The sequence below is a fragment of the Dietzia sp. NPDC055340 genome (assembly GCF_053645335.1).
In genome coordinates this window covers 247737-258670 of record NZ_JBSHML010000001.1, presented here as the reverse complement: position 1 = coordinate 258670, position 10934 = coordinate 247737, and the positions used below count along the sequence as shown (strand labels likewise).

The 10934-nt window shown below is 70.2% G+C and carries 10 protein-coding genes; 6 read left to right on the top strand and 4 right to left on the bottom strand.

The genetic code is table 11. The annotated features are described in order from the left end of the window. Positions 1-209: 209 nt before the first annotated feature. Positions 210-1073 carry a hypothetical protein gene (locus ACWIFB_RS01190; protein ID WP_454057034.1) on the top strand — a complete coding sequence of 288 codons (864 nt, stop codon included), beginning with the start codon at positions 210-212 and terminating at the stop codon, positions 1071-1073. 88 nt (positions 1074-1161) lie between these two features. Here ACWIFB_RS01190 and ACWIFB_RS01185 read toward each other — a convergent pair whose 3' ends face one another. After that, complete coding sequence (locus ACWIFB_RS01185) at positions 1162-2331, bottom strand: acetyl-CoA C-acetyltransferase (protein WP_452099586.1); 1170 nt, start codon at positions 2329-2331, stop codon at positions 1162-1164. 32 nt (positions 2332-2363) lie between these two features. Then, on the bottom strand, positions 2364-2945 hold the full coding sequence (locus ACWIFB_RS01180) for a TetR/AcrR family transcriptional regulator (protein ID WP_454057033.1): 582 nt from the start codon (positions 2943-2945) through the stop codon (positions 2364-2366). A 102-nt stretch (positions 2946-3047) separates the two neighbouring features. On the opposite strand from ACWIFB_RS01180, the gene ACWIFB_RS01175 reads away from it, so the two are divergent. Then, on the top strand, positions 3048-3863 hold the full coding sequence (locus ACWIFB_RS01175; protein ID WP_454057032.1) for a hypothetical protein: 816 nt from the start codon (positions 3048-3050) through the stop codon (positions 3861-3863). A gap of 33 nt (positions 3864-3896) precedes the next feature. Here the strand turns inward: ACWIFB_RS01175 and ACWIFB_RS01170 are convergent, their stop codons facing one another. Both ACWIFB_RS01170 and ACWIFB_RS01165 read right to left on the bottom strand, forming a co-directional pair. Then, positions 3897-4703 (bottom strand): SDR family oxidoreductase, encoded by an 807-nt coding sequence (locus ACWIFB_RS01170; RefSeq protein ID WP_452099589.1) that lies wholly within the window; start codon positions 4701-4703, stop codon positions 3897-3899. After that, positions 4700-5932 carry an acyl-CoA dehydrogenase family protein gene (locus ACWIFB_RS01165; RefSeq protein WP_454057031.1) on the bottom strand — a complete coding sequence of 411 codons (1233 nt, stop codon included), beginning with the start codon at positions 5930-5932 and terminating at the stop codon, positions 4700-4702. Before ACWIFB_RS01165 ends, ACWIFB_RS01170 begins: the two co-directional genes overlap by 4 nt. A 398-nt stretch (positions 5933-6330) precedes the next feature. Here ACWIFB_RS01165 and ACWIFB_RS01160 point away from each other — a divergent pair, with 398 nt between their 5' ends. The 4 genes from ACWIFB_RS01160 to ACWIFB_RS01145 all read left to right on the top strand — a co-directional run bounded on the left by ACWIFB_RS01160 (position 6331) and on the right by ACWIFB_RS01145 (position 10930). Then, positions 6331-7932 carry a FadD3 family acyl-CoA ligase gene (locus tag ACWIFB_RS01160; protein WP_454057030.1) on the top strand — a complete coding sequence of 534 codons (1602 nt, stop codon included), beginning with the start codon at positions 6331-6333 and terminating at the stop codon, positions 7930-7932. Next, on the top strand, positions 7929-8741 hold the full coding sequence (locus tag ACWIFB_RS01155; RefSeq protein WP_454057029.1) for an SDR family NAD(P)-dependent oxidoreductase: 813 nt from the start codon (positions 7929-7931) through the stop codon (positions 8739-8741). Before ACWIFB_RS01160 ends, ACWIFB_RS01155 begins: the two co-directional genes overlap by 4 nt. Positions 8742-8824: 83 nt before the next feature. Beyond that, positions 8825-9757: an enoyl-CoA hydratase gene (locus ACWIFB_RS01150; protein ID WP_454057028.1), complete on the top strand. Its 933-nt coding sequence runs from the start codon at positions 8825-8827 to the stop codon at positions 9755-9757. A gap of 3 nt (positions 9758-9760) precedes the next feature. Beyond that, positions 9761-10930 carry an acyl-CoA dehydrogenase family protein gene (locus ACWIFB_RS01145; protein ID WP_452099594.1) on the top strand — a complete coding sequence of 390 codons (1170 nt, stop codon included), beginning with the start codon at positions 9761-9763 and terminating at the stop codon, positions 10928-10930. Positions 10931-10934 lie beyond the last annotated feature (4 nt).

Genomic DNA, 10934 nt, shown 5'->3' with positions numbered 1-10934 from the left:
GCCCCGCACCCTGCCGAGGTGCGGGGCTCGCGTCTTCGTCCGAGCCCCCGATCCGGCAACTCGCAGCGTGCTCCCCCGAACAGCCATTCACGCCACGACAAGCATGGATATGCGTATCTTCACGAGGCGACGGCCAATCATCGGGAGATCACATGCGCACAGTCAGAAGAATCACTCACCTGTCGGTGGCAGTAGCCACCGTAGCGAGCATGGCGCTCGCCGGTAGCGGCGTGGCGTTAGCCGCGGACGTATCCCTTCCGGCGGTCGAGGACAACCGGGTATCCGTCCGAATCGACAACCCGATTCCGGGCAAGCTCGGCTGGCCCCCGGTGCTCGGCCAGTCCTGTGCTGGCGCGCTCGTCCCGTTGTACGCCATCCCCGATGTCGCCCGAGAGGTCATTCCGCTACTCGACGGAGACATCATGAACATCATCGCCGCCCTCGGCGACCTGAATGACCAGGTGACCATCCTGCTCCTGGCCAATACTCTTTCCCCGGTCACGCTCCCGGGCGTCGCGGGCACGCTGGAGGCAGATAGCGTACGGGACGACTTCTATGCCGCCCCCGTGGTCTGCGTAGGCGGCAGGGACGAGGCACCGATGGAGATCAACCTCTTCCTCACCCAGGTCGGCAACCCACTGGGGGCGTTCGAGGGCAGCGTCACCGGAAGCGTCGGCGGCTCCGGTTCCGCCGAGGGCAGCAGCATCGGCCTCGGGAGCGCCGAGCTCGGCGTCGGCTCGACGGACGGGATGATCGAGCTGGGCAGCGCCTCGGGGTCAGACCAGGGCAGCACCGTCGACATCGGATTCCACGGCAGCATCGCCGACATCACGAGCGGAAGCCTCGGCGTGGACGCCGGGGCGGGCAGCTCGGGCAGCGAAGCCGCTGCAGGGTCGGGTCAGGGCAGCATCGACGGCGCGAGCACCGGAGCACTCGACACCAGCAGCCTGACCGGCAGTGTTGAGCTCCCCGAGGGCTCGAGCAACGGCAGCAGCATCGACGTCGGCAGCATCATCCCGCTGGCCGGCAACATCAGTGACAGTGTCGGAGACATGAGCTTCCCCGGCTCCTGATGGGTGGGCCTCGAAGGTGCGAGACGCGAGAGCCCCGCACCGATGATCCGGTGCGGGGCTCAGGGCTGGGCTCAGAAGGCCGTGTAGATCAGCGGTCGAGGCGCTCGATGATCGTCACGTTGGCGGTACCGCCGCCCTCACACATGGTCTGCAGGCCGTAGCGGCCGCCGGTGCGCTCGAGCTCGTTGAGCAGCGTGGCGAACAGCTTGGCACCCGTGGCGCCGAGGGGGTGGCCCAGGGCGATGCCGCCGCCGTTGGGGTTGACGCGGGCCGGGTCGGCGCCGGTCTCCTTGATCCAGGCGAGCACGACGGGCGCGAACGCCTCGTTGATCTCCACCACGTCGATGTCGTCGATCGTCAGGCCGGTCTTGGCCAGCGCGTGCTTGGTGGCCGGGATGGGCGCGGACAGCATCATCACCGGGTCGTCGCCGCGGACGGTCATGTGGTGGATGCGGGCGCGCGGGGTGAGACCGTACTTCTCGACGGCCTCGGCGGAGGCCAGCAGGCCGGCGGAGGCGCCGTCACAGATCTGCGACGCGACGGCCGCGGTGAGCGAACCCCCCTCGGCGAGCACGGGCAGCGAGGCCATCTTCTCGAGTGTCGTCTCTCGGGTGGTCTCGTCGGCCTCGAGGCCGGCCATCGGAACGTACTCGGCTCCGAAGCGGCCCTCGGCGATCGCGGCACGCGCGCGATTGTGGGACTGCAGCGCCCACTCCTCCATCTCGCGGCGGGAGATGTCCCACTTGTCGGCCATCATCTGGGCGCCGTTGAACTGCGAGATCTCCTGCGTGCCGAAGCGCTCGGTCCAGCCGGTGGAGCCGGAGAACGGGTCGTCGAAGCCGTACTCGCGGCCGGCGAGCATGGCCGAGGAGATGGGCAGGGCGCTCATGTTCTGGACGCCACCGAACAGGATCACGTCCTGGGTGCCGGACATGATGGCCTGGGCGCCGAAGTGGATGGCCTGCTGGCTGGAGCCACACTGGCGGTCGACGGTGGTGCCGGGGACACCGAGCGGCATGCCGGCGGCGAGCCAGGACGAGCGGGCGATGTTGCCGGCCTGCGGGCCGATGGTGTCGACACAGCCGAAGATCACGTCGTCGACGACCTCCGGGTCGATGCCGGTTCGCTCGACGACGGCCTTGATGACGTGGGCACCGAGGTCGGCGGGGTGCTGCGCGGCCAGGCTGCCGCCGCGCTTGCCCACCGGCGTCCGGACGGCGTCGATCACGTAGGCCTCGCGGCCGGTCACTTCTGTCATGGCTGGTCTCTCCTCAGTGGTGCTGGGGCTCTTCAGTTGACGGCGAGTCCGTCGAGCACGATGTTCAGGTACTGGTTGGCGATCGCGCCGTGGTCGTCGTCCCCCTCGGGGCGGTACCACCGCACCGCGACCCAGACGGTGTCGCGCAGGAAGCGGTAGGTCAGGCGCACGTCGAGGTCGTCGCGGAAGGCGCCGGATTCCATGCCGCGGCGCAGCACCCCGGTCCACATCTCGCGGAACTCGGTGTTGCGCTCGCCCAGGTAGTCGAACCGCACGTTGCCGCGCAGGTGCTTGACCTCGTCCTGGTAGATCGCCACCTCGTCGCGGTGGTCGTGGATGGCCTCGAACGACGCCTCCACCAGGGCCTCCAGCGTCTCGCGCGCGCCCATCCCGGACTCCACGATGCGCCGGTAGTCGCCGAACAGCGCGTCGAGGAAGCCACGGAGGATCTCGTCGACGATGGCTTCCTTGGACTTGAAATGGTGGTAGAGGCTGCCCGAGAGGATGCCGGCGGCGTCGGCGATGTCGCGCACGGTCGTCGCGCGCAGGCCGCGTTCCGCGAAGAGGCCGGCCGCGATCGACAGGAGCTCGTCGCGTCTGTTCGTGGCGGTCATACCGGACACAATACCAACCAAGCACTTGTTTGGGCAGTCGACCGCGCTCGACGCGCCACCGCCACCGCCCGCCGGGCGGCCGCCCTGCTTAGACTCTGCTCCATGACTTCCTCCGCCACCACCCTGCCCCGCCGGCGTGGCCGCCGCCTCCTCGCCGCGTCCGCAGCGCTCGGCCTGGCCCTGGGCCTGTCCGCCTGCACGATCGGGGAGGTCGACGACGACGCCGCGGCCACCGACACCTCCGCCACCCAGCAGACCTCGGCCACCGGGTCGGCCGAGCCGACGGAAGCGGAAGCGGATTCCGAGGCCGCCCCCGCCACGGCGCTCGGCCAGCTGATCCTCACCGCGGCGGACGCTCCCGACCTGGGCCTGCAGCCGGTGTCCCCGGAGGAGATCGCCGGCGGGATGGACATGATCGGCGGCCTCACCGAGGGGCTGAAGGTCGAGCCGCCGCACTGCGCGGAGTTCAGCCAGGACACCCTGATGGCGCAGTCCGAGCCGGGGACGATGGCCATCCAGGCCGGACAGAAGGACGACATCGCCTACGCGGTGGCCGTCACCACGGTGATCGACGGCCTGCCGGATCGCGCCGCGGCGATCGAGGACTGCCCGGTCATGACCGTCAGCTTCCCGCTCGGCGAAGGCGGCCAGGACCTGGTCACCGAGACCGCCAACACGGTGCTGGACGTCGAGGCCCCCGCCGGGGTCGAGAACTTCGTCGCGGTCCAGCAGGACAGCTCGATGGACATGATGGGCCAGAACGTCACCAGCGGGAACCTCATCGTCACCGGCACGGTCCGCGGGATCGGCGTCTCCGTCACCGCGACCATCCCCGCCGGCGAGGTCTCGCCGGAGGCCCAGGCCACAGCGATGGACACGTTCGTCAAGCAGGCGGAGAAGGTCCGCGCCGCGGCCTGATCGCCCCTGCCGCGACGCGGAGCTCCGCGGAGATCAGGCGCGCTGCGAGGAGATCGAGACGACCTCGCCGGTGAGGTAGGTGGTGTAGTCGCTGGCGAGCATCGCGATGGTCGCGGCGACCTCCCACACGTCGGCGGCGCGGCCGAAGGCCTCCTTCGAGGCCAGCTCGTCGAGCAGATCCGAGGAGGCGGACTTCTCGAGGAACTTGTGCCGGGCGATCGACGGCGCCACGGCGTTGATCCGCACGCCGTAGTCCGCCCCCTCGATGGCCGAGCACCGGGTCAGCGCCATGACGCCGGCCTTGGCGGCGGCGTAGTGGGCCTGCGCCCGCTGCGCGCGCCAGCCGAGCACGGAGGCGTTGTTGACGATCACGCCGTTGTGCGGCACGTCGCGGAAGTAGCGCAGCGCGGCGCGGGTCGCGCGGAACGTGCCGTTCAGCGTGATGTCCAGGACGCGGTCCCAGTCCTCGTCGGTCATGTCGACGAGCTCGGCCTCGCCGCCGAACCCGGCATTGTTGATCAGCACGTCGATCCGGCCGAGCTTCTCCACGGCGCCGGTGATGAGCGCGTCCACGTCGGAGGTGGACTGCACGTTGCAGGTGATCGCCTCGAACTGCTGGTCCGGGAACTCGGCGGCCAGCGCGTCGCGGGCCTCGTTCATGCGCCGCTCATGGAAGTCGGAGACCAGCACGTCGGCGCCCTCGAGCGCGGCGCGACGGGCGGACGAGAAGCCGATGCCGGTACCGGCCGCGGCGGTCACCACGACCTTCTTACCCTTGAGCAGGCCGTGGCCCGGGGTCTCCTCGGGAACGACGGCGAGGGGGGACTTCTGCTCGGTCATGACGGCCTGGCCTCTCGGGGTAGTCCGAGCACGCGCTCGGAGATGATGTTGAGCTGGATCTCGTTGGATCCGCCGTAGATGGTGTCGGAGCGGGTGAACAGGAACAGCCGCTGCCACAGCGCCAGCTCCACGTTCTCGGGGTCCCGCAGATCGTTGGGTACGCCCTCGGACGTCTCGGTGGGTCCGGTGAGCGACTCCGCACCCTGGACCAGCATCGCGAGCTCGCCGAGGTCGCGGTGCCAGTTGGCCCACAGCAGCTTGGCCGCCGAGGCGGTGCCGCCGGTGGGGTCGCGGTCGGCCAGCGTGCGCAGGGCGTGGGCGCGGATGACCTTCAGACCGATCCAGGCGCGGGTGATGCGCTCGCGCACCGCCGGATCCTGCGCGCTGCCGTTCGCGTGCGCCATCCGGGTGATCTCGTCGAGCTCGCGGGCGAACCCGACCTGCTGGCCGAGCGTGGACACCCCGCGCTCGAACTCGAGCAGGGTCATGGCGACCTTCCAGCCCTCGCCGCGCTCCCCCACGATCATCGACGCGTCGGTGACCGCGTCGTCGAAGAACACCTCGTTGAACTCGGAGGTGCCGGTGAGCTGCTGGATGGGACGGATCTCGACGCCCGGCTGGTCGAGCGGCACCAGCAGGAAACTCAGTCCCTTGTGGCGGCTCGTGCCCTCCTCGGTTCGGGCTACGACGAACGCCCACTGGCTCAGGTGCGCGAGTGAGGTCCACACCTTCTGGCCGTCGATGTGCCATTTGCCGTCCTCGCCCAACCGGGCGGTGGTGGCGACGTTTGCCAGGTCGGAGCCGGCGCCCGGCTCGGAGTAACCCTGGGCCCACAGCTCGGTGATGTCGACGATCTTCGGCAGGAAGCGGTCCTTCTGCTCCTGCGTACCGTGCGCGATGAGTGTCGGCCCGAGCAGCGTCTCGCCCAGGTGGGACACGCGCGCCGGGGCGTCGGCCTTGGCGTACTCCTCGTGGAAGCGCACCTGCTGACTCAGGCTCGCGCCGCGGCCGCCGTACTCGACCGGCCAGCCGACACAGGTCCAGCCCGCGGCGGCCATGTGTCGCTCCCAGGCCAGTCGCTGGGGGAAGAACTCGTGCTCGCTGCCCGGCCCGCCGACCCCCTTGATCTCGGCGAACTCGCCGACGAGGTTGGCGTCCAGCCAGGCGCGGAACTGGCCGGCGAACTCGTCGTCGGACATCTCCGACGCAGGCCTGGTGTTCTCGGTCATGCCGACACACTACCAAGCACTTGCTTGGTAGTGCACCGGGCCGCCCAACCCGGCAGTCGCGGCCCCTTCCCGTCCGCCGCATGCCGCTCGCGGACCGCCGGACGAACCCACCACCCGGTTGCACGACACGCCTTCCCACTCGCAAGACCTCCGGTGCGGTTTCGGGGCCAGATCTCGCCCCGATTGCCTTGCAAACGTGAGCAGTTGTCTTGCAACCGGGCGGATAGTCAGCGGGGCGGCGGGACGAGGCGGTGCACGACGGGTCGGCGGGATGGCGAGGCGGCGGGATGGCGAGGCGGCGGGATGGCGCAGACGCAGCCAGCCACGGCGGACCGCGCCACCAAGCACTTGCTTGGTAGGGTTGCCTCCGCCACACCCGCAGCCCTGAGGAGCCCGCGATGACCGACCGCGCACCAGCCGACCGCCAGCCCGTGGACACCATCCCCGCCGCGCTGCGAAGAGCAGCGACCCTGTGGGCGGACCGCGAGGCGATCATCGACGTCCAACCCGGCCAGGACACCCGCTGGACCTGGGCCGAGCTCCTCGACGAGGTCCGCCACTTCGCCGCCGGCCTGCTCGACCGCGGGGTCGAGGCCGGCGACCGGATCGTCATCTGGGCGCCCAACACGCACCACTGGGTGGTGGCCGCACTCGGCGCGCAGTACGTCGGCGCCACCGTCGTGCCGGCCAACACCCGCTACACCGGCAGCGAGACGCTCGAGCTGATCCAGCGCACGGGCGCGGTCGCCGCCGTGGTGGCCGGGGCGTTCCTCGGCGCCGAGCGGATCGCGGACCTCACGGCCGCGGCCGGCGGCTCGCTGGCGGAGTCCACGCAACTCAAGACCGTGGTGCGGATCCCCCTCGACGGTGGCGACACGGTGACCGCCGACGGTGCGGGCGTGGACGTCGTCGACTACTCCGACCTCCGAGCCCGCGCCACCGACGGACTCCTCAGCCGCGCCGACGCCAGCGCCGACGCGGTGACCGGCGACGACGTGGCCGACATCCTCTTCACCTCGGGCACCACCGGTAAGAGCAAAGGCGTCGTGGCGCTACACCGCCAGACCGTCGCCGGCGCCCACGCGTGGGGCAGCAACGGCGAGCTCACCGAGACCGACCGCTACCTCATCGTCAACCCGTTCTTCCACAGCTTCGGCTACAAGGCCGGCTTCCTGGTGTGCGTGCTGTTCGGCGCGCCGATCATCCCGCTGGCCGTGTACTCCACCGCCGAGACGCTGCGGCTGATCCAGGACGAGCGCGCCACCGTCCTACCCGGCGCGCCGACGATCTTCCAGACCCTCCTCGACGAGCCGATGCGCGGCCAGTACGACCTGTCGTCGCTGCGGCTGGCCGTGACCGGCGCCGCCGTGGTGCCGGTAGTGCTGGTCGAGCGCATGCAGTCCGATCTGGGCCTGGAGACCGTCATCACCGCCTACGGGCAGACCGAGACGATGGGCTTCATCACCACCTGCCGCCCCACCGACGACGCCGTCACCGTGGCCACCACCTGCGGCCGCGCGTACCCCGGCATGGAGATCCGGATCGGCGAGAAGGGCGAGATCCTCACCCGCGGCCCCATGGTCATGCAGGGCTACCTCGACGACCCCGAGAACACCGCCACAACGCTCGACGCCGACGGCTGGCTCCACACCGGTGACGTGGGCGAGATCGACGAGAACGGCAACCTGCGCATCACCGACCGGCTCAAGGACATGTACATCACGGGCGGCTTCAACGTGTACCCCGCTGAGATCGAGCAGACGCTCGCGCGCCTGGACGGCGTGGTGGAGTCCGCGGTGATCGGCGTTCCGGACGAGCGGATGGGCGAGGTCGGCAAGGCGTTCGTCGTGCGCCGCGAGGGCTCGGAGCTCACCGAGCAGGACGTGATGGACTTCGCCGCCGAGCACCTGGCGAACTTCAAGCGGCCGCGGACGGTGGAGTTCCTCGACGCGTTCCCGCGCAACCCCTCCGGCAAGATCCTCAAGACGGACCTGCGATGAGCAGCGCAGCAGATGCGGACGCCCCCACCGTTGGCGCCGTGGTGGTGACCGGCGCCTCGGGCGGGATCGGGGCGGCCGTCGCGCGCCGCCTGGCCGTCGAGTTCCCGGGCGCGCCGATGGTGCTGGGGTACCGCTCGACCGAGCCGGTCGACCTGGCGCGGGAGTTGGGCGGGGACGGGCGCACCGTGCAGTTCGAACGACTCGCGGTCCATGACGACTCCGACGACGACAACGACGACGACGCAGACGCCGCCCTCGCGGCCACGGTCGACCGGATCGGAACCCGCTTCGGCGGCATCCGCGTCCTCGCCCACTGCGCCGGCCCGCACGTGCCCATGGTCCACCTGTCGCGCGTATCGCCGGCCGATTTCCGGCGCCAGCTGGACGAGGACGCCGCCGGGTTCTTCGCGCTGGTGCACCCGGCGCTGGCGCATCTGCGTGCGGTGGCGGGCAACGTCGTCGTCGTCACCACCGCCGCCACCACCCGCTACCCCGTACGCGACGGCCTGTCGGCCGGCCCCAAGGGCGCGGTCGAGCAGCTCGTGCGCGGCCTCGCGGCCGAGGAGGGGCGGTACGGGGTGCGCCTGAACTGCGTGGGGCCGGGGATGCTCACCGACGGCATGGCGTCGCGGCTGATCGCCTCGGGCGACCTCGACGAGCGGGCGCTGGAGATCACGCGCGGCAACATCCCGCTGCGGCGGTTCGGCTCGGCCGGCGACATCGCGGAGGCCGTGACGTTCCTCGCCTCCGACCGGGCCGGGTTCATCTCGGGCCAGAAGCTCGACGTCGACGGCGGCTACGGCGTCTGAGACGAGGCGTCTGAATCGGGCCCGCGCGCGAAGTCCGGTACAGTACCAACCAAGCACTTGCTAGGTAAGGAGAGTCCCAGCTCATGACCGACGCACCCATCCCCCCGGTCCTCGAGGTAGACGACCTCGGTCCGGACACGCAGCCCGTGGCGTACGAGGTCACCGACGGCACCGCGTACGTCACCCTCAACCGGCCGGACTTCCGCAACGCGCAGAACTCGGTCATGACGTACTCGCTGGACAACGCGTTCATCAAGGCCGTCGAGGACCCGGACGTACGCGTGATCGTCCTGCGCGCCAACGGCAAGCACTTCTCGGCCGGCCACGACATCGGCACGACCGAGCGCGACCACCACGTGCAGTACACCAACCGCGCCTCGATCTGGTGGGACCACACCACCCGCGGCGGCGGCGACCGGCGGCTCGCGCGCGAGACCGAGGTCTACGTGCAGATGTGCCGCCGCTGGCGCGAGATCCCCAAGCCGATGATCGCCCAGGTGCACGGCGCGTGCATCGCCGGCGGACTCATGCTGGCGTGGGTCTGCGACTTCATCGTGGCCTCCGACGACGCGTTCTTCTCCGACCCGGTGGTGAAGATGGGCATCCCGGGCGTCGAGTACTTCGCGCACGCCTTCGTGCTGGGGCCGCGGCGCGCCAAGGAGATCCTCTACACCGGTCGTAGGTTCGGTGCCGCCGAGGCGCTGGACTGGGGGATGCTCAACCACGTCGTGCCGCGCGACGAGCTGCAGGCGAAGGTCGACGAGATCGCCGGCGAGATCAAGGCCATGCCGGCGTTCGGTCTGACGCTGACCAAGAAGGTCGTCAACTCGAACGAGGACCAGATGGGGCTGCAGACCTCGCTGGACACCGCGTTCGGCTGGCACATGTTCTCCCACTCCGCCAACGCCGAGCCGGACGACACCGACTCGTTCTCCGCCTCCCTCGGCGGCATGGACGCCCGCTCGATGCGCGACAGCGCCAACAAGGGCAACACCGACACGAACAAGGAGAGCTGAGGCGTGGACCTGGATCTGGACGCCGCGACCGAGGAATTCCGCCTCGAGGTGCGGCAGTGGCTGGCCGAGAACGTGCCGGCCGAGCCGCTTCCCCACATGGACACCGCCGAGGGGTTCGAGGCCCACCGCGCGTGGGAGGCGAAGATGGCCGACGCCCGAATGTCGGTCGTGTCCTGGCCCGCCGAGTACGGCGGACGCGACTGCGGCCTGGTCAACTGGGTGGTGTTCGAGGAGGAGTACTTCCGCGCCGGCGCGCCCCTGCGGGTGAGCCAGAACGGCATCTTCCTGCTGGCCCCCACGCTGTTCGACCACGCCTCCCCCGAGCAGCTCGAGCGGATCATGCCGCGCATGGCCCGCGCCGACGACATCTGGGCGCAGGCCTGGTCCGAGCCGGAGGCCGGGTCCGACCTGGCCTCGCTGCGCTCGACCGCCAAGCGCGTCGACGGCGGCTGGGTCCTGAACGGCCAGAAGGTGTGGTCGACCCGCGCCTCGTTCGCCGACAAGGGCTTCGGCCTGTTCCGTACCGACCCGGACGAGCCGCGCCACAAGGGCCTGACCTACTTCATGTTCGATCTGCGGGCCGAGGGCGTCACCGTGCGTCCGATCGACCAGCTGGACGGATTGCCCGGCTTCGCCGAGTTGTTCCTCGAGGACGTGTTCGTTCCCGATGATCCCGCGAACCCGGGCGAGTCCGGCGTGATCGGCGAGGTCAACCAGGGCTGGAAGGTGGCCATGTCCACCGCCAACAACGAGCGCGGCCTGTCGCTGCGCTCGCCCGGTCGGTTCCTGGCCACCACGGACCGGCTGCTGGAGCTGTGGTCCGGCGCCGAGTCCGAGCTGGACGAGCGCAACCGTGGCGCGCTGGCGGACCGCGTGGTCGACGCCTGGATCGGCTCCCGCGCCTATGAGCTGAGCACCTGGAACACGGTCACCAAGCTCACCGGCGGGGCCAACCTGGGCTTCGAGTCCTCCATCAACAAGGTCTTCTGGTCGAAGTGGGACATCGCGACCCACGAGACGGCGCTGGACATTCTCGACACCGCGGGCGAGCTCGCCGGTGAGCAGTGGATGGACGGCTACCTGTTCGCCCTCTCCGGGCCCATCTACGCGGGCACCAACGAGGTCCAGAAGAACATCATCGCCGAGCGCCTTCTCGGCCTTCCGCGCGGATAACGGG

Coding starts and splice junctions, on each gene's coding strand:
- ACWIFB_RS01190 (WP_454057034.1), top strand. CDS start 210: ATGGCGCTCGCCGGTAGCGGCGTGGCGTTAGCCGCGGACGTATCCCTT.
- ACWIFB_RS01185 (WP_452099586.1), bottom strand. CDS start 2,331: ATGACAGAAGTGACCGGCCGCGAGGCCTACGTGATCGACGCCGTCCGG.
- ACWIFB_RS01180 (WP_454057033.1), bottom strand. CDS start 2,945: ATGACCGCCACGAACAGACGCGACGAGCTCCTGTCGATCGCGGCCGGC.
- ACWIFB_RS01175 (WP_454057032.1), top strand. CDS start 3,048: ATGACTTCCTCCGCCACCACCCTGCCCCGCCGGCGTGGCCGCCGCCTC.
- ACWIFB_RS01170 (WP_452099589.1), bottom strand. CDS start 4,703: ATGACCGAGCAGAAGTCCCCCCTCGCCGTCGTTCCCGAGGAGACCCCG.
- ACWIFB_RS01165 (WP_454057031.1), bottom strand. CDS start 5,932: ATGACCGAGAACACCAGGCCTGCGTCGGAGATGTCCGACGACGAGTTC.
- ACWIFB_RS01160 (WP_454057030.1), top strand. CDS start 6,331: ATGACCGACCGCGCACCAGCCGACCGCCAGCCCGTGGACACCATCCCC.
- ACWIFB_RS01155 (WP_454057029.1), top strand. CDS start 7,929: ATGAGCAGCGCAGCAGATGCGGACGCCCCCACCGTTGGCGCCGTGGTG.
- ACWIFB_RS01150 (WP_454057028.1), top strand. CDS start 8,825: ATGACCGACGCACCCATCCCCCCGGTCCTCGAGGTAGACGACCTCGGT.